Annotated in this window: 18 protein-coding genes; 6 read left to right on the top strand and 12 right to left on the bottom strand. The window is 36.5% G+C overall.

The window, feature by feature from the left end:
- Positions 1-8 precede the first annotated feature (8 nt).
- The 3 genes from GQN54_RS11695 to ribD are packed head-to-tail and all read right to left on the bottom strand — an operon-like array spanning position 9 to position 2,595.
- Complete coding sequence (locus GQN54_RS11695) at positions 9-611, bottom strand: IMPACT family protein (RefSeq protein WP_160633736.1); 603 nt, start codon at positions 609-611, stop codon at positions 9-11.
- Positions 611-1,474, bottom strand: a complete 864-nt coding sequence (locus tag GQN54_RS11690) for a DMT family transporter (RefSeq protein ID WP_160633735.1) — start codon at positions 1,472-1,474, stop codon at positions 611-613. Before GQN54_RS11690 ends, GQN54_RS11695 begins: the two co-directional genes overlap by 1 nt.
- On the bottom strand, positions 1,471-2,595 hold the full coding sequence (ribD, locus tag GQN54_RS11685) for a bifunctional diaminohydroxyphosphoribosylaminopyrimidine deaminase/5-amino-6-(5-phosphoribosylamino)uracil reductase RibD (protein ID WP_235933071.1): 1,125 nt from the start codon (positions 2,593-2,595) through the stop codon (positions 1,471-1,473). The genes GQN54_RS11690 and ribD overlap by 4 nt, the downstream gene beginning before the upstream one ends.
- Here ribD and prmC point away from each other — a divergent pair.
- Complete coding sequence (prmC, locus tag GQN54_RS11680; RefSeq protein WP_160633734.1) at positions 2,569-3,429, top strand: peptide chain release factor N(5)-glutamine methyltransferase; 861 nt, start codon at positions 2,569-2,571, stop codon at positions 3,427-3,429. The genes ribD and prmC overlap by 27 nt on opposite strands.
- A 1-nt stretch (position 3,430) precedes the next feature.
- Here the strand turns inward: prmC and GQN54_RS11675 are convergent, their stop codons facing one another.
- Positions 3,431-5,227, bottom strand: a complete 1,797-nt coding sequence (locus tag GQN54_RS11675) for an ABC transporter ATP-binding protein (RefSeq protein ID WP_160633733.1) — start codon at positions 5,225-5,227, stop codon at positions 3,431-3,433.
- Between the two features lie 208 nt (positions 5,228-5,435).
- On the opposite strand from GQN54_RS11675, the gene rpmH reads away from it, so the two are divergent.
- The 3 genes from rpmH (at position 5,436) to GQN54_RS15535 (ending at position 6,873) form a co-directional block, all read left to right on the top strand.
- Positions 5,436-5,594 (top strand): 50S ribosomal protein L34, encoded by a 159-nt coding sequence (gene rpmH / locus GQN54_RS11670; protein ID WP_160633732.1) that lies wholly within the window; start codon positions 5,436-5,438, stop codon positions 5,592-5,594.
- 82 nt (positions 5,595-5,676) lie between these two features.
- Positions 5,677-6,663: a type I glyceraldehyde-3-phosphate dehydrogenase gene (gene gap, locus GQN54_RS11665; protein WP_160633731.1), complete on the top strand. Its 987-nt coding sequence runs from the start codon at positions 5,677-5,679 to the stop codon at positions 6,661-6,663.
- Between the two features lie 81 nt (positions 6,664-6,744).
- Positions 6,745-6,873, top strand: coding sequence for a hypothetical protein (locus GQN54_RS15535; protein WP_262885885.1), 129 nt, complete (start codon positions 6,745-6,747; stop codon positions 6,871-6,873).
- Here the strand turns inward: GQN54_RS15535 and GQN54_RS11660 are convergent.
- Genes GQN54_RS11660 through lpxK form a run of 6 tightly spaced genes read right to left on the bottom strand, consistent with a single transcriptional unit; the run spans position 6,860 to position 13,500 of the window.
- Positions 6,860-7,651, bottom strand: coding sequence for a UDP-2,3-diacylglucosamine diphosphatase (locus GQN54_RS11660; protein ID WP_160633730.1), 792 nt, complete (start codon positions 7,649-7,651; stop codon positions 6,860-6,862). The two genes, GQN54_RS15535 and GQN54_RS11660, sit on opposite strands and share 14 nt — an antisense overlap.
- A gap of 6 nt (positions 7,652-7,657) precedes the next feature.
- Entirely contained in the window at positions 7,658-8,761 is a 1,104-nt protein-coding gene (locus GQN54_RS11655; RefSeq protein WP_160633729.1) for a TlpA disulfide reductase family protein, read from the bottom strand.
- A gap of 6 nt (positions 8,762-8,767) precedes the next feature.
- On the bottom strand, positions 8,768-10,228 hold the full coding sequence (gatB, locus tag GQN54_RS11650) for an Asp-tRNA(Asn)/Glu-tRNA(Gln) amidotransferase subunit GatB (RefSeq protein WP_160633728.1): 1,461 nt from the start codon (positions 10,226-10,228) through the stop codon (positions 8,768-8,770).
- Positions 10,229-10,276: 48 nt separating this feature from the next.
- Entirely contained in the window at positions 10,277-11,653 is a 1,377-nt protein-coding gene (locus tag GQN54_RS11645; RefSeq protein WP_160633727.1) for a choice-of-anchor B family protein, read from the bottom strand.
- Positions 11,643-12,467: a purine-nucleoside phosphorylase gene (locus GQN54_RS11640; protein WP_160633726.1), complete on the bottom strand. Its 825-nt coding sequence runs from the start codon at positions 12,465-12,467 to the stop codon at positions 11,643-11,645. Before GQN54_RS11640 ends, GQN54_RS11645 begins: the two co-directional genes overlap by 11 nt.
- A complete protein-coding gene (lpxK, locus tag GQN54_RS11635; RefSeq protein ID WP_160633725.1) occupies positions 12,439-13,500 on the bottom strand; it encodes a tetraacyldisaccharide 4'-kinase in 1,062 nt (353 codons plus the stop codon). The genes GQN54_RS11640 and lpxK overlap by 29 nt, the downstream gene beginning before the upstream one ends.
- Before the next feature lie 79 nt (positions 13,501-13,579).
- Between lpxK and GQN54_RS11630 the strand changes: the two genes are divergently transcribed.
- A complete protein-coding gene (locus tag GQN54_RS11630; RefSeq protein WP_160633724.1) occupies positions 13,580-14,674 on the top strand; it encodes a Nif3-like dinuclear metal center hexameric protein in 1,095 nt (364 codons plus the stop codon).
- Positions 14,675-14,677: 3 nt separating this feature from the next.
- The gene (locus GQN54_RS11625) at positions 14,678-15,484 is read left to right on the top strand and encodes a zinc ribbon domain-containing protein (protein WP_160633723.1); all 807 of its coding nucleotides are present in this window, start codon (positions 14,678-14,680) and stop codon (positions 15,482-15,484) included.
- 146 nt (positions 15,485-15,630) lie between these two features.
- On the opposite strand, the gene GQN54_RS11620 is transcribed toward GQN54_RS11625, so the two are convergent.
- Both GQN54_RS11620 and GQN54_RS11615 read right to left on the bottom strand, forming a co-directional pair.
- Positions 15,631-17,154 carry a DUF5723 family protein gene (locus tag GQN54_RS11620; RefSeq protein ID WP_160633722.1) on the bottom strand — a complete coding sequence of 508 codons (1,524 nt, stop codon included), beginning with the start codon at positions 17,152-17,154 and terminating at the stop codon, positions 15,631-15,633.
- A gap of 1 nt (position 17,155) precedes the next feature.
- A complete protein-coding gene (locus tag GQN54_RS11615; RefSeq protein WP_160633721.1) occupies positions 17,156-18,751 on the bottom strand; it encodes a hypothetical protein in 1,596 nt (531 codons plus the stop codon).
- Between the last annotated feature and the right edge of the window lie 46 nt (positions 18,752-18,797).

Genomic DNA, 18,797 nt, shown 5'->3' with positions numbered 1-18,797 from the left:
AAAATTTATCAACCATTCACAATTTCCAGCTCCACATCATGCAACGGTTCAAAAGCCTGCATTACCTGTTCTTGTTCTGAAATTTTACAGCTAAAGGTCAGTTTACAACTCAATTGAAAGTCGGTATCCACCACATTCCAATTGTATTTTTCAACCGTTCCCATCACGTCACCCATGCGGGCATATTCAAATTTCGCAGTAAAAACCACAGGGATGTATTCTTTGATGATTTGGGCTCGCTCTAGTGCATCATTTGCGGCCGTCTTATAGGCATGAATCAATCCGCCGACTCCCAACTTAGTTCCTCCGAAATACCGCACCACAGCCACTAAAACGTTGGTCAACTCAAAAGAACGAATTTGTCCAAAAATGGGTTGTCCCGCTGATCCGGATGGTTCTCCATCGTCATTGATACGGTAGGTTTCTAGATCTGCTCCTAGTCGGTAAGCATAACAAACGTGTCGGCTTTGGTGATGCATTCCCGCCAATCGCTCTAAGTGTTCTTTTACTTGAGCTTCATCCGTCACAGGAATGGCATAGCCAATAAACTTGCTGCCTTTCTCTTTGTACAGGCTTTCGCTTTCTGCTGATATGGTTAAAAAGTAATCCATTAAATCCCCCAAGCTATTAATGCAATGGCTACCAAACAAACGAACAATCCTACGAAGTTCATCATTGTCAGTCGCTCCTTAAAAAATGCGATAGAGAAGAGGCTCGTGAATAAAACCACTCCCATATTGTTAATCGGAAATACGACTGAGCTTTCCATATTGTCGTGAGCCAATGCTTTAAAAATAAAGATAATGCTTAAATAATTCACTCCTCCCAATACTACACCACCAATAATAGTAGTCCATGATATTTTCCGAAGTTTATGGAGTTGAAACAGCGAAATAATCCAACCGATTGCCGCAGCTGCAGTAAAAAGGGTGGGTATGAAACAAGTGGAATTACTGTCTTCAGTAAGGTGGAGGTGTTGGGTGTGCTTGACATAAGTGTCTAAAAGTCCACTGAAGATGAACAGCGAAACTGGCAGCAACCATTGACGAGAGACGTCTACTACTTTTTCCTTTTTGGTAGCCCAATAAAGCCCGATAAGTGCTAGAATAATTCCAAGGATTTTGTAAACATTAATGGAATCGTTGTACAACCAAAATGCGAAAAATACAGGAATGATAACCGACATTTTATTGGCTACAGAAGCCACAGAGGCTCCTAGCCGTTGGGCGGTAATGGCCATTAAATAAAAGGAGGCAATGAAACTTCCTCCAAGAATAAGAGCATTGGAGATCCAGCCGGCTGAAACAATTTTGGAGACTTCAATGGTTTCGTTAGGTACGATAAAGCCAATGATAGCCGCTACGGTATAATTGATAACGATTGCCGTAAACGTATTCACTGAATAGTTGCTGAAACTTCTAAAAATCACAAAGATGAAAGAAGCAAAAAGTATACTGAGCAGTAAGTAAATCATTTCTTCGTGGAATAGTAAATTGCCAATTGATCAGTGTCAACTGCTTCAATAGAGTTTGGGGATTGATTCAAAACTGGAGCTTTCAATCCTTTTCCAAAGTTTTTGGCAGCGGTCAATACTCTAGCTTCATCCCAAATGCCAGCTTCAATAAATTGATTCAGGGTGGCTTTCCCGCCTTCAATAATGACGCTTTGTATGTTTTCTTCATGCAAAGCAGTTAGTATTTCATGGATTGAGTGAGTCGAATTGACTTTCTTATAATGAATGTTGTTTTCTGCTTTTTCGACTTGCTCATTGATGACAATCGTTTTACTCGATTCATCAAAAATGGCTTTGTTTGTTGGAAGGTCTAGCTTTCTATCGATAACAATCCGTGTTGGATTTTTTCCAGTTACTTCACGAGTCGTCAAACTAGGGTTGTCGTTTTTTACAGTATTGAACCCTACCAAAATACCGTCTTCTTCACTTCTCCATTGGTGACTCAATCGTTTAGATGCCGGGGTCGTAATCCAATAGGATGAAGTTGGATTGTCAGTCCGGTCAATGTCCATGAATCCATCTTGAGTTTGCGCCCATTTCAGAATAATGTACGGCCGCTTTTTGGTGTGGAAAGTAAAGAACCGTCGATTGATAAAAGCCGCTTCTTGCTCCAAAATGCCAAAAGTAACATCAATTCCATGGTCTTGTAAATACTTTATTCCAGTTCCATTAACAGCTGCAAAAGGATCTACATTGGCAATCACCACTTTTGAGATCTGATGTTTGACGATTAAATGAGAGCAAGGTGGTGTTTTTCCGAAATGGTTACACGGCTCCAGGCTTACATAAATAGTCGATTCTTTCAGTACTGATTTATCCGAAACGGAATTGATCGCATTGACTTCGGCATGTGGACCACCATATTTTTGATGATAACCTTCTCCTATTATTTTGTCATTGTGCACGATTACCGATCCCACCATCGGATTTGGGCTAACACTGCCAAGTCCTTTTTGGGCGATTTCTAGGCATCGGAGGATATACTTTTCATGCACATTCATGTCGTCAAAAGTAGTTTTTTTATTTACTTTTAGCAGCTCAAACCTCCTCCAATTGTGAAGATCGCAGACAATACTATACAAGCCGTTTCAACTTATGTCAAACAACAGCTAAGTCCTATCATGGATGATGCGGAGATTAGAGTGACTTACCGATTAATGATGGGCCATTATTTTGGCTTCTCAGCAACTGATATGGCGCTAAAGCGAGACCATCGGTTTACAGAGTCTGAATTGGTGAAAATTATTCATTGTGTTAAGCGATTGCTAAAGCACGAGCCTTTTGCTCAGATAATAGGGGAGACTGAATTTTACGGATTGAAATTTTATGTCAATCAACACACACTAATTCCACGACCTGAAACAGAAGAGTTAGTGGAATGGGTGCTGATTGATTGGAGAAAACAAACGCCAACTATTCTAGAAATTGGAACCGGTAGCGGTTGTATTCCAATTGCATTGAAAAGGAATTTATCTAAGTCGAGTATAACTTCTTATGATGTATCAAAAGAAGCCCTTGAAGTTGCTTCAAAGAATGCTGAATTAAATCAAGTAACGGTTAATTTTCAGGAAATAGATATCTTAACGGCGGTTCTTGATGAAAACCAGAAATGGGATATCATTGTGAGTAATCCACCTTATATCGCTAAGCAAGAAATGGAAAGCATGCATCAAAATGTGGTGGATTATGAGCCCCATCTAGCTTTATTTGTCAGCGATGAAGATCCATTAGTGTTTTATCGAAAAATCGCAGAGATAGGATTGCGACATTTAGCAAAAGACGGAGCCATCTACGTAGAGATTAACCAATACTTAAGTCAACAGACTGTCGAGTTATTTCAGACCTTTGGTTATAGTAATGTCGAATTGCGACAAGACATCAATGGAAATGACCGAATGATAAAAGCGGTGATTTAGATTATACCTCTAATTGCAGGTTAGACAAGTTTTGATAGATTCCATTTTCCACATTTGAAAGTTCTTCATGCGTTCCTGACTCAACCAATTTTCCTTCATTTAAAACCAAAATCTTATTGGCTTTTCTAATTGTACTCAATCGGTGTGCGATTACAATAGAAGTTCGTCCTTTCATTAAGGTTTCCAATGCTTCCTGTACTAGTTTCTCAGATTCAGAGTCCAAGGCACTTGTAGCTTCATCGAGAATCAAGATAGAAGGGTTTTTCAAGATAGCTCTTGCTATGGCTATTCGCTGACGCTGACCACCTGAAAGTTGAATTCCTCTTTCACCAACAATGGTTTCGTACTTTTCAGGGAATCCTTCTACAAATAAATGGGCATTGGCTTGTTTTGCTGCAGCTATAATTTCTTCGTCTGTAGCTCCAATTTTTCCATAACCAATGTTCTCTTTTATGGTTCCACCAAACAATAATACATCCTGCGGTACAATAGACATCTGCGAACGCAATTCAGAAAGCGGAAAGTCTTGGATGGCTTTCCCATCTATAGAAATGGTTCCTGCATTCGGGTTGTAAAATCGAAGTAAGAGGTTGGTAATGGTTGATTTTCCTGCTCCGGAAGGTCCTACGATTGCGATTTGCTCTCCACTGTTTGCTGAAAAGCTCATTGATTTCAAAACCTGGATATCGCTTCTACTTGGGTAAGCAAAACTTACATTTTCAAAAGAAACGTTACCATTCACTCGATTTATAGACGTCAACTGCACATCTGAAATTTCTTCAGGTGTTTCATCTAAAATTTCCATTAAGTTTTCAGTGGCTCCGATGGCTTTTTGCAATTGCGAATACAAATCCGCTATACCACCCATTGATGCTCCTACAAATACAGAGTAAAGTATAAAGGTGAATAAATCACCAACGCTTAATCCATTTTGGTTGACTAGAATTACGCCATACCATATCACACCTACAATAGAACCGAAAAGAGCGAAGATGATGAATGAAGCAAAAGCTCCTCTCCATTTTGCACCTTTTAAGGAAATTCCAACTATTTCATTGGTTTTTTCACTGTAGCGCATATTTTCGAAAAATTCATTGGCAAAAGCTTTTACAGTTGTAATTCCCTGCAAAGTTTCTTCTACAATAGTGTTGGAATCAGCTACTTTAGATTGTGCTTCTTTCGATAATTTCTTAATGTGTTTTCCAAAAATGATTGCTATAACGATAACAACTGGAACCAAACAAAGCATTAATAAGGTCAGTTTAACTGAGATATAACTCAACAATGCGATTCCGATGATAATGGTCAATACCTGGCGGATTAATTCTGCAATGGTAGTTGTTAGCGTTTCTTGTAACAACGAAATATCGGAAGCAATTCTACTATTCAATTCACCAACTCTCCTTTCAGAGAAAAAGTTCATTGGTAGTTTAATTAAATGATTGTAAGTGCTCTGTCTAAGGTCTGCTAATGTTTTTTGAGTAACAATTGCAAATAGGTAAATTCTAAAATAGGAGAATACTGCATTTGCTGCAAAAACGCCTAAAAGTGCAAGTGCAATGGTGTTTATTTCTTTCAGCATTTCTGCGTTTGCAGAGTCAACTAACTGACCCGTGAGGTATGGAAATACCATAGAAGTAACACTGGAAAGCAAAAGGAATACAAAGCCAATGGCAAAGGTTCCGCTGTAAGGCTTCACATATTTAAAAAGACGCATTGACTTTTTAAGGTCTTGCTTGGTGATTTTCTTTTTCGGGGTGTCTGTTTGGTCGTCCTTTTTTCGTCTAAATCCAGCCATTATTAATATTTGCGACAAAAGTAAGTATTATATAAATTTGCAGTCAAGAGAAAGCAAAAACAATTGGAAATTTTCTAAAAATAATTTCTAGAAAGTTTTATTACTATTTAAAAAAGTTATACTTTTGCTCTCCGTTTGAGAAAAACCCTCGGCGGACTTTAATAAGGGACAACCCGATATATTGGACGCTACAAAATAAAACATAAAGATGAAAAGGACTTATCAGCCATCAAGAAGAAAAAGAAAGAACAAGCACGGTTTCAGAAGCAGAATGGCAACTGCTAACGGTAGAAAAGTATTGGCTAGAAGAAGAGCTAAGGGAAGACACAACCTAACTGTTTCTAGTGAAAAAACATATAAAGATTAATTGAATTTTATTCAAGAATTAAAGGTCTCAGTTGTACTGAGACCTTTTTTTTGTGCTTAATTTTGAGAAAAACCCAAGAAAAATGATACGACTAGCGATAAATGGATTTGGTAGAATAGGAAGAATGGCGGCTCGTGTGGTTCAGCAACATGAAGGAATTGAGTTGGTCGCAATCAATGATTTGGCTGATGTAAAAACATTGGGGCATTTGTTTAAATATGATTCAGTTCATGGTAGGTTCAATGGAACTATTGGGACTGTAGAAGACGGACTTATAATAAATGGCGCTAAGGTTAAATTGTTTTCTCAGAAATCACCTAAAGATTTACCATGGAAAGAATTGAATATTGATGTGGTAATTGAATCTACTGGTTTTTTTAGAAAAAGAGAAGATGCTAACCAGCACATTGAAGCAGGAGCGAAGAAGGTGATTATTTCTGCTCCGGCTAGCTCAGACGATGTTCCAACTGTTGTCTTAGGTATTAACGATGAAATTATCGGTGATCAATCGATACTGTCCAATGCTTCTTGTACGACTAATTCATTAGCGCCATTAGTGAAGATTTTAGATGAGTTATGCGAAATTGAAAGTGGCTACATTACAACGATCCATTCTTATACTGGTGATCAACGTTTGCATGATGCACCTCATAAAGATTTAAGAAGAGCCAGAGCGGCAGCTGTCTCTATCGTGCCTACAACAACTGGCGCCGCCAAGGCCATCACTAAAATTTTTCCAAAATTGGATGGGCAATTAGGTGGTGCAGGAGTTAGAGTTCCTGTACCTGATGGTTCATTGACTGATTTTACTTGTGTGGTGAAGAATCCTAAAAGTATAGAAGAAATCAATGCAGCATTTAAGTACGCAGCTGAAACCAGTTTAAAAGGTATTCTAGAATACACCGAAGATCCAATCGTCTCTACAGATATTGTGGGCAGTCCTTATTCTTGTGTTTTTGATTCTCAATTAACTTCAGTTATCGGTAACTTAGTGAAAGTAGTTGGTTGGTACGACAACGAAATGGGGTATTCCAACCGAATTATCGAACTAGTTAAGCGTATTGGATAGCCAAAATTTTCGAACTCTATCAACGAATTAAAGTTAATTGCTTCAGTTGGATATAAGGTGGCATATCTTTGAAGTAAATTGATGGAGTATGAATTCAAATGGAGTCCAACGAAGAAAGTAAAAGAACCCGGCGCATGGACGAAAAATTATACTTCAGCTAGCTATGAAGTGATTTCTCAAGAAAATTACTTGGACTTTATTGGGGGATAGCCTTTTTGGGCTCCCCATATGATTTCAATTCGAATTGATTGCCATCAAAAACGCCATAAGAATTGTAGTTGATCCATTCGCCAAGGTTAATATAACGACTATTTTCTCCCACCTTTAAATCAAGAGGTAAGTGACGGTGGCCAAATATGAAATAATCAATGTGTTCTTTTTGAAGGTATTCTTTGCTATAAATGGCTAACCATTCATTTTCTTCACCGAGGTAGACTTCGTCCGTTTCTCTATTCGCATTTCTACTTTTCTGTGACCAATAATTGGCCATACCTATGCCTAAGTTGGGATGAATTCTAGCAAATAGCCATTGACAAATAGGATTAGCAAATACTTTTTTGATGAATTTGTAACCATGATCTCCTGGTCCTAATCCATCGCCATGACCAATTAAAAACTCTTTTCCGTTGATGGTTCTTCTTATGGGCTCTCTATAAAGGGTGACTCCAATTTCTTTTGGAAGATAGTCAAACATCCACATGTCATGGTTGCCTATAAATAGTGTTATGGGTATGCCGCTATCAACTAGCTCAGCCATTTTGCCTTGCAGACGAATAAATCCCTTAGGAATACTGTGTTTGTATTCAAACCAAAAGTCGAATAAATCTCCTACAAGAAATATTTCGTGGGCATCCGCCTTAACTTCGTCCAACCATTTTACAATTAATTTCTCCCGCTTCAAGCTTTCTTCGGCATTTGGAGCTCCTAAGTGAAAGTCTGAGGCGAAGTACAGTTTTTTGCCAATTGGTAGTTTAGACGTTGAGGTCAATAGAAATTAGTTAAAGATTTCAGCTAATTTACGTCCTAAAGCTGGCCCTCGTAAATTTTTCGCTACAATTTTTCCTTCCTTATCGATTAAAATAGAGAATGGGATACCTTCAATTCCAAACTGAGGAACTACTTCAGAATTCCAAAAACTTAAATCGCTAACGTGGCTCCAATCCAGTTTGTCAGCAGCGATAGCATCAGTCCAAGCTTTCTTTTCACGATCTAATGAAACACCGTATACAGTAAAGCCCTGGGACTTGTATTTATTGTACTCTGCTACTATATTTGGGTTTTCCATTCTACACGGCTTGCACCAGGATGCCCAAAAATCTACTAATACGTATTTACCACGCAATGAAGAAAGAGGAATGTTGTTCCCATTTGGGCTAGGTAAATTGATTTCAGGAATTTGAGAACCAATTTTCAGCTTAGACAGTTCATTTACCCGATTTGAAAAAGCGATAAAAGTTTTGTTTTGTGGATACTTCTTACCAAGAGATTCCTTTACTTTTATATAGTAATCTAATGCATTGTCTTTGTCTAATTGCTCTACAATTGCCATAGCGGCATAACTATCGGAGTGAGCATCTAAAAAGTTACGCACAAATTCGGCTTTTTTACTCTCGGAGTCTAAATAAATGCCTCTAAAAACCTGTATAATAGAGTCCTTTTTAGGGTGATTTTGATATTGAGAAAAAGCTCTATTCAAGCTATCTTGCATGTAATAAAAGGAGGTTAGTCCTTTATTAAATTCATGTAGAATAACAGCATCTTCAGATCCCGTAATGGTATAGTCTCTATAATTATTAGCGTCTAAATTAACTACAATTTGCTCGTCAGGAGAACTTACGAAAAATACAAATCCTTGATTGTTAAAGTTTAGACGATAAAATGATTTTTCATCTACACTTCCATCGAATGAAAAATTTCCTTCGGGGTCTACCGTTGAAGTATCGATTGGCGTTACTTTTCCTTCTGCTAGTTTTTCTAAAATAACTTGAGGGTTATTATAGTTTTTGATGTTGGCCTGAACATCTACTTTTTCTTGATTGCTAGTTCCGCATGCAGTAAGAAATGCTATTCCAATTAATCCAGATATAATAGTTTTCATAATTTTTTATTTCTCTAATTCGGTTTTCAATAATTGACTAGTTAATTTTGGGTCTGCTTTTCCTTGTGAAAGTTTCATCACCTCACCCATAAATAATCCTAGTAAATTTTTATTCCCATCTTTGTAAGCAACTACCTTTTCAGGGTATTTGGAGATTGCAGCAGCAATATATCCTTCGATTGAACTACTATCCGAATCTTGAATCCAGTTATTAGTTTTAGCAATTTCCTCTGCCGTTTGTTCCGGATTACTAAGCATGGTAGGAAATACCTTTTGTGCTCCTATGGAATTATTGATTTTACCTGAATCAATTAAGTCGATTAGACCCGCAATTTTTTCAGGTTTTATAGGGAACTGATTGATAATTATTGCATTTTCGTTCAAGTAAGATTTTATACTTCCCATTAACCAATTGGCCGCTGATTTATAGTTTTTAGTGTGCTTAATTATTTCCTCATAATACAATGCAATGGCTTTGTCTTCAGTGATTAATTCGGCATCATATGTCGAAAGAGAAAGTTCTTGAGTATATTTTTGAATCAATTCAGCTGGCAGTTTAGGAAGCATGTTTCTAACGTCTTCAATGTAGCCTTGTTCAATATACACCGCCTGCAAGTCAGGTTCGGGGAAATAACGATAGTCATGTGCCATTTCTTTACTTCTCATAACGGAAGTTTTTCCTGATACAGCATCAAAATTCATCGTTTGCTGGGTTATTGTTTCTCCAGCTTCTATTGCATCAATTTGTCTCTTTATTTCGTAGCTAATTGCTCTAAATACATTGCGTATGGAGTTTAAGTTTTTGGTTTCTGTTCGTTGCCCGAATTCTTTTGATCCTTTTAAACGCACAGAAACATTGGCATCACAACGCATGCTGCCTTCTTCCATATTTCCATCACAAATTTCTAAATACCTTACCAATTGTCTTACTTCAGTTAGGTAATTATAGGCTTCTTGTGGTGTTCTTAAATCTGGTTCACTTACTATTTCTAACAGCGGGACGCCGGCACGGTTCAAATCAATGAGGGTTTTGAAAGGATCCATGTCGTGATTTGATTTTCCTGAATCTTCCTCCATATGGATACGCGTCAAGCCAACTTTTTTTGGGTTGCCTGCATCGTCTTTTATCATGATGTGCCCACCAGTACATATTGGAGTTTTATCTTGAGTAATTTGATAACCTTTTGGTAAATCTGCATAGAAGTAATTTTTTCTCGCAAATTGATTCTCATGTCGAATTGAACATCCACAAGCTAAACCAATCTTTACTCCAAACTCCATTGCGCGAGTGTTGAAAGTTGGCAAAGTTCCCGGATGACCTAATGAGATTGGGCTAACATTTGTGTTAGGAGCTAATCCAAATTCTGTAGAATCTGAACAGTACATTTTGCTTTCAGTCATTAATTGTGCGTGGACTTCTAGCCCTATGACTGCCTCGTATTTATCGTAGATTGATTCTTTTTCCATCGTGGGCAAAATTAATAAAAAAATCACCCATTCAAGAGGCCATTAGACTTACTGTTGGTTGCTTTTAACTATTTTTAAATGAGTCATTTCATTTTCATTAAACAGTTTCAATAAGTATAATCCTGTCTGGATTGTTGCATCTAAGTCGATTGAATTCTGAGTTGAGTTTGTTTCCCCTGACATCAAAACATTACCTTTCATGTCTATGAGCTCATATTGATAATTGACATTTATACCATTTTCAAAGCTAATTTGAATTCGATCTGATACAGGATTTGGAAATACGCTAAATTGATGGGTATTGGTTGAAGATTTTAGTCCTGTAGTCCCCGTAATTGCACTAACATCAAATACAAAAAGCCCTTCTTGCATATCTGAAACTATCACTTTACCTGAAGGTAAAAAGGGGTAGACTCCCCAAGCACCTTTAAATCCTGCAGCATTTGGGCCAAGGTAAGTGTCATAAAATCCGGCTTCTGTGATATTACTAGGGTCGGAAGTGTTGTAAATTCTCAATCCATCGTAATAATGGCTGACGTAAAGGAAGTCGCCTTTGGAAATTAAATTATGCGGGATAGATGTGCTAGAGTATGTGCTTCCAAATAAATCAGTCACATTAATATTTGTTAAAACAGAAACATCGGTAGCTTTCATTTGCATACCATGTGTTTCATCTGCAAAATAATAATTCTTTCCATTGTCATCTAACCAACCACTATGGTTATAACCTTTATCGGGGTAATTTCCTAAAGAGCCTAAAAAGATGGGGTTGGCCACATTACTTGTGTTGTAGACGATTAAACCTCTTCCTTCATCGTTAAGAAAAGCGGTGTCATTTTGTACAAAAACATCATGTGGATTATGACTAATTTGCCCTAAATAGGTCGGAGAAATAGGGTTGGCTAAACTGTATACGGCTAACTCTCCATTCAAACTGGAACCTTGTTTTCTTGCATAGCACACATACATTTTGGCCATAGCTGTATCGATGTAAATGTTATGTGAATTTTCAAAAAGATGGTTGGAGTCATATACTTTATGAACAGAGTCGGGTAAAAAACTCATGTCAAAAATTTGTAAAGTACTATTCGGGCTTTCATCACAAACGGCATAAAGGTAGTTTCTATAGTTGTGATAATCACGATGAATGACAAAGCTTCCTGCGGCGGCTCCTGCTTCAAAATCTACTTCTATCGGGTTTTTTGCATCAGTAATGTCGACAAAATGGGTTCCAAGTATGGAGCCTATAATGGCATATTCTCTTCCATTTAGTGTGTGTCCCCAGATCTCATTATACGTGTTGAATGAATTGTCATTCAATAATGGAGTGGATTTCCAATTGGATTCTAGAGTTATATTTGAGCTTATTTGAGCACTCACAAATGTGCTAAAAATTATACCGATAGCGAGTAGTTTATTTTTCATTTCCGATTCGTTTGATTAATTCCTTAAACAATAAATTCATTTTTGGACCTGCTTGTTTGGCTATTTCTTGAACTTCTTCATGACTTATTTCAACGATTTTGCCTTCCACACCTAGGTCGGATACTATAGAGACACCAAAAACCTTCATTCCGCTGTGCACAGCCACAATTGTTTCAGCAGTAGTTGACATGCCCACCGCATCTGCACCAATTATCCGAAGATACTTATATTCTGCTTTAGTTTCATAAGTTGGACCTTGTACACCAGCATAGACGCCATATTTCAGCTCAAGGTTATGAATTTCATTAATTTTTTTCGCCCATTCAACAAATTTTAGGGAGTATGGTTCGCTCATGTCTGGAAATCTAGGCCCCAATTCGTCGATATTAACTCCTCTTAAAGGGTTGTCTGGAAACAAATGAATGTGGTCAGTAATAACCATTAAATCTCCAATTCGTTGTTCGGGATTTAAACCGCCACTTGCATTAGATAGCAGAAGATTCTCAATGCCGAGGGCCTTAAAAACTCGAATTGGGAAGGTGGTCTCTTGAAGAGTATATCCCTCATAGTAGTGAAATCTACCTTGTAAGGCGATGACATGAACTCCATCAACCTCTCCAATTAGCAATTGTCCTTTATGGCCTTCTACTGTGCTTTTCGGGAAATGGGGAATCTCTTCATAAGGTACTGCTACACCATTTTTTATTTCTTTTCCAAAATCTCCCAGTCCTGAGCCAAGCACAATAGCTATAGTCGGTTGGTTAGTTATTTTTTGTTGTATAAAATTAGCTGCGTCTTGAATTTGCTGTAACATATTTATTGATTTGATCGATTAATTCATCACCATCATTGAGGTGAAATTTTATTTTAATTGGAATATAGAAAATTGGAAAATCTTTGGTTTTTTCTATGTCAATGCGCATCGCATCCTTTTCAGTCGTTATTAATATTTTGTTGGTAGGTAATAATTCATCAAACTTTTGTTTGATTTTTTCTAAGTCAGAATCACTGAAGTAATGATGATCCGGAAAATTGATGCTGTTAACCTCTTTAGCATATCGTTTGATGTAAAACTTTAATGCCTCAGGATTGGCAATGGCTGTCAATACTGTTGCCGCAAAATCTTCTAATTTTATTTTTCCTAAAGCTTTCGCTGCTTCTGTTAGTGGTACTGGCTTGCCATAGCTAATGTATGAAAAGTAGATCTCTTGATATGGTTTGGGTTGGATTTCGGCCTTTACTCTTCTAATATCTAATGGAGATAGTACTGTTGGGCTTTTCGTTACAATTATGATATTGGCTCGATTGTATCCGGATCTAGATTCTCTTAGGTTACCCATAGGGAGGATATAGTCTTTAAAGAAAGGATTCGAGTATTCGGTTAGCAAAATATTGATGGAGCGCCCAATTTTTCGATGTTGATAGGCATCGTCCAATAGAATCATTTCAAGGTCAGGTCTATTTTTAAGCAATTGCTCTACTCCGTTTACTCGATTGGAATCAACTGCTACATCAATGTTGGGAAATTTTGTTTGAAATTGTTTAGGCTCATCTCCAATTTCTAATGCGGTATGTGAATCCTTTGCCAATAAGAAACCTTTGGTTTTTCTTTTATAACCTCTACTTAATGTGGCTAATTTATAGTTATTGGATAATTTTGAAACTAAATATTCAATATGAGGAGTTTTTCCTGTTCCACCAGTACTTAGATTTCCGACAGATATGATAGGCAAATCAAAAGTTGTTGTCTTGAAAATCCTCAAATCATATAGTTTATTTCTAATGCTAATGATTAGGCTGTAGACAATAGAAAAAGGAAAAAGAAACAGTCGAAGAAACTTAATCAAGTTATATTTGGATTTATTTTTTGCAAATTTAAGAATTTAATAAGTCCGCCATCTTTGGGGATTTTAAAGAATCGAAATTATGAAGATTAAAGAAATTATTGCCCATTTAGAAGCTTTTGCACCTCCAATTTATCAGGAAGGGTATGATAACTCAACCTTAATTGTTGGTGATCCTGAAATGAAGGCTACGGAAGCATTGATTGCTCTTGATTGTACTGAGGAGGTGGTTGATGAGGCGATTAAGTTAGGGTGTAACTTGATTGTTGCCCATCATCCTATAGTTTTTAAAGGATTAAAAAGCTTAAACGGAAAGTCATATATCGAACGAACTGTAATGAAAGCTATAAAGAATGATATCGCACTGTATGCGATTCATACGAATTTAGACCATGTATCAGGAGGTGTAAATTTTAAAATTGCAGAACGTTTGGGTTTAAAAAATGTGAAGGTACTTGCACCTAAATCAGGTTTGCTTAGAAAGCTTATCACTTTTGTTCCTAAAGCAGCGATTGAAGAAGTGAAGAACTCTTTGTTTGAGGCAGGAGCAGGAACAATTGGAAATTATGATTCTTGTGCTTTTTCTTCTGAAGGAGAAGGAAGCTATAGAGCCATGGAAGGAGCGAACCCTACACTAGGAGAAATTGGGAAAGTTCATCATGAAAAAGAGTTGAGGTTAGAAGTCATATTCAATGTCGCAGATGAGAATAAAGTGATTTCTGCATTATTATCAAGTCACCCATATGAAGAAGTGGCATACGATATTTTGTTGCTCCAAAACAAGCATCATGAGATTGGGAGTGGGATTGTAGGTGAATTGGAAACTCCCATTGCAACAATGGAGTTTTTAAAAAAAATAAAAATATTGCTGAACACGGAGTGTGTACGTTATACCAATGTGGCTAGTGAGAAAGTCCATCGGGTTGCTGTTTGTGGTGGGTCTGGTAGTTTTTTACTAAAGAAAGCAATATCTGCAGCGGCAGATGTATTCGTAACGGCCGATTTTAAGTACCATGAATTTTTTGATGCTGAAAATAAGTTGACAATTGCTGATGTAGGGCATTATGAGAGCGAACAGTTCACGAAAGATTTAATTAAAGAAATTCTTCAGAAAAAAATACCTAATTTTGCCACTCATTTATCTCAAGTAATTACCAATCCAATTAATTACCTTTAATCTATGGCGAGTAAAGCTTCTTCAAAAGACGGAAAAACAGTAGAAGAAAAACTACAGGCACTTTATAACCTTCAAGAAATTGATTCTAAAATCGATAAGATTAGAACAATTCGAGGTGAATTACCATTAGAAGTTCAAGATTTAGAAGACGAAATTGCAGGTCTTGAAACTAGAATTTCTAAATATGACGACGAAATTAGTACGCTAGAAGCTGATATAGCAGCGAAGAAAAATGCGATGTCTGCTTCAAAAGATGCAATTAAAAAGTATACTGAGCAGCAGAACAACGTTAGAAACAACAGAGAATACGACTCTTTGACAAAAGAAATTGAATTTCAAAATTTAGAAATACAATTAGCAGAGAAAAGAATTAAAGAATACAAGAGTAAAATTGAAGACAAAAAAGTCATCAACAATGAAGCAAAAGAAACTCTTGAAGCAAGAGCAAAAGAGTTAGCTCACAAAAAAGGAGAGTTGGATGAAATTGTTTCAGAAACTCAGAAAGAAGAAACTGAACTACAAAAGCAATCAGAAAAGGCAATGGAGTCTATCGATGATAGATTGTTGACTGCTTACAAGAGAATTAGAAGTAATGCAAGAAACGGTCTTGCTGTTGTACCAGTAGAAAGAGATTCATGTGGAGGTTGCTTTAATCAAATTCCACCTCAAAGACAATTAGACATTAAAACACACAAAAAGGTAATCGTTTGCGAGCATTGTGGTAGAGTTTTAGTGGATGCAGCTATTGCTGGAATCGAGGAGGTTGTGGAAGAACCAAAACCAAAGAGAAGAGCAAGAGCAGCGAAATAAAGTATTAGCTGATAAAAAAATAAAAAAAGCAATTAGAACATTCTAATTGCTTTTTTTTATGAAACTTATTGTGAATTATCAATTTGAATTTGAGGTAATTCGTAGACTTTTTCTAAATTTCTTTTAAAATAGGAGAGTCCTCAAAATTATTCTGGAACAGTTTCTTCCGAGCCTTTTTCAATTTCTGTTTTCTCAATGGTTGACTTATTTTCGTCTTGGTTAGTATCATCAGGGGTAGTGGATGGATTCGCTTCATTAGAAGAAGGCGTTTTAGGAACTACTTGATCTTGTTCTTTACTTTCTTCCAACTTTCGTCTCTCTCTTCTAGTTACATCATTTATTTTACCTTTTCCAAATACCAAGTTAATTCCAGCTCTAACTTGCATGTGTCTTGCATTTTGTGGTTGAAAAGCACCTAGTATGTTGTCTGCTACAATATACAGTTGCACTGGTCCAGGATGTAATACAATCCCTCCTCCTACATTATTATAACTATTGTTGATAACAGTGTATGAAGCAGAGGCATGGAACCATCTATTAAATTTATGATTATAGGAAAGTGTAAGGGATGGATTTAGTTTCCCTTTGAAATATTCATTTTGGATTAGAGCACCTGCTTTACTTTTTTCACTTAATTGATAAGTGCCTCCAATATAGATTTGAGCAATTAAATTGGAACGATAGGCTTCATTTTTCTCTTCCAAATTAAACGCTTCTTCTAAAGAGTCTAACACTCGCTCCAAAGATGAATTATTACTAGAATCTACATTGTTTTTGAGAATAAAATCATCAATATCAATACCTTTAAACTCAAAGGTGCTTCCATCGTTTACATAATTCTTCACATCATCATTCCATTGGATAAAACCCAAGTCAACAACTGATGCATTAAGTTCAATCTTGTCGTTAATCTGAAAAGTAGCTCCTAGATCTACGCCAAAACCGTGATTGTTCTTTTTGATTAGGAAGTCTTGAGCTTCAATGGAATCCATGTCAAATCCTGATGAATTGATTCTAACACTTCCGGATGCCCTCATTTCGTATGTATTGGGATCTGTATAAACTTCTATTTCTGACTTTTTAGAGTCAATGTTAGTCATACCATAAAGGTATTTCAACCTAGCACCCACTACTAGACGATCGTCCAATAGCGAACGATTAAAAGCTACTCCATATTCTCGGTAATAGCTCATATTAATTGCCATGTTATCAAAATTGGCGGTATTGTTATCAAAGCCTGAGTTTCCTTGATTGATAAATTGAATGAAGTCTTTAGGATAAAAGAACTTAAACCTAGCTTTCTCACTTACATTAAAACTCAATGAAGAGCGATCCCCAATTCTAAACCCGAAAGACAAAATATCTGTCTGAGCTGCTAATGACATATAATTAGAAGGGGATAAGTTGGAAATTAAATCAGGTACTCTAAAAACTAAAGAGTCATTTCTTTTTTTGACAACATCTGACCATGCAAAGGAGCTATTGCTATACATTAGATAGGTCGATGATAATGCCGGTAATCCAATAAAAAACTTACCATTAAATGTTTTGGCTGGATTAGCGTATCCAGTCTGCGGAAGGGCATCCATAAAATAGGAAGTAAATTCTTGTTGTCCTTTAGCAGCAATAACCGAAATTGAAATTGCTAACAATAATAGATATCTTTTCATTCTAGTCAATTTCAATGTTAAACTTCGCTTTTAAACCCAACTTTACATCTAATCGATAATAGTCATAGAAGCGCACTATAGTTTGTCCTGCATTTGAGGTCGACATATCTGCTTTTATTATAATTTTCTCACTATTAAAGATGTTCTTCAAGGTAAATTCATCTACTTTGGTGTCAATTGTTAAGTTGTTTGGAGATATTGTTTTACCTAAAAAGTCCACAGTAGAGGACTGAATTACCTGTTTTGAACCGTCGAAAAGAGAGTCAAGTATGACGTGGTCTTGAGTTGTAAAATAGATTTGTAAGTTAGCGTCTACAGGAAATGAGTTGGTAATGTTTGTTCTAAAAATTGCTGATTTTACTAAATCTCCTGCATCATCAAAATTAAAATCTAATGTATCTACAAGGGCATATCGATTGACAGAACCAACTAGCGGCAACTCCAAGTCTATTTTGGCTTTTGCCTCATTGGAGTATTGAACGAAGTTTTGTTGTACATCTCCGTTAGGATTGGTTAATACCGAAAAGTCGTATATAAAGTTTTTAGGTAAAGCAGATATCACCGCAGGAATATTACTGTTGTTTTTATCCAGAATGATGGTTGTTGTAGCAGAATCACCTGGTGTGGAAGGGGCGTTGATAGATATAGGGTTTTGAGCTAGCTGCATTGGAATAACACCACTGTTGGTGGTTGTTGCATCAAACTTACTAAACGATAATTCTAAAGGAACACCAAACTCGTTAATTGTTTGAATAAATAGCTTAGGTTCAGCTAGGTTAAATGTTCCACCTATAGCATTTTTAAAAAGGTTGAGCAATAGGGTGTCTTCCGGAAAACTAATAGATTGCTGACCTGCGTATCCATAAAAAGAGTCAAATTCTAGATTTTCTGTTTGTATGGTAATTCCAATACTATCTGATGAACTAATGGGCTGTCCTGAATAATTTAAGGTTAACTCATAATTGACAGGAATTTGATTAGAAGAACCTTGGCTTGTTTCTATTTTAAAATTTTCTAGAGAAATGGAGCTATTGGAATACACTGGAATATTTCCATTGTAGTTGATGGGTAGGTTAAAGCTAAATGGAACTCCATTCGCCTTAAATGTTGGGAAGGTAATTTTAACATTACCTCCGTGTTGAAAGGAAGAAACTAAATTGCATTTCAACAATCCTGATTTAACGATCATGGAATCTAGACGAGTATTGTTTCCATTTTCAAAAGGGTAGGAAGTATTGTAACTTTTTGTAATGGTGCCTTGTATAGGCAATGCAATTACTTCTACATTGTTTAAGGTAACTTTATCTGAATACTCTTGATTTTTTAATTCAAATATTGATTTTGTATCAATAGAGAATGCATCGCTGTTGTAGAAAATGGTAATTAGTCCATCTTGATCTGTTTTGAGCACTTCGATATCTTCCTCAGCTGTAAAAATATCTGCAGGGCTTAAAGAAGAATTTATAAGAGGAAGTGCTAATTCCGGATTGATTGGTTCGACTTTAAGTTTATCAAAGTCAAAATAATCTTCTGTACACGAATGTAGAACTATAGCACAAAGGCTATAGGCTATAATGTGGGGTAGTCTTATTTTCATAAAATATCTATTGAACTAGAAATGAAAAGCTAATATATAAGCTTTT

Origin of the sequence: Acidiluteibacter ferrifornacis (assembly GCF_009909615.1) — a bacterium.
Taxonomy (GTDB): Bacteria; Bacteroidota; Bacteroidia; order Flavobacteriales_E; family Vicingaceae; genus Acidiluteibacter; species Acidiluteibacter ferrifornacis.
The sequence above is the reverse complement of the archived record's forward strand: the minus strand, read 5'-3'. Positions and strand labels throughout refer to the sequence as shown.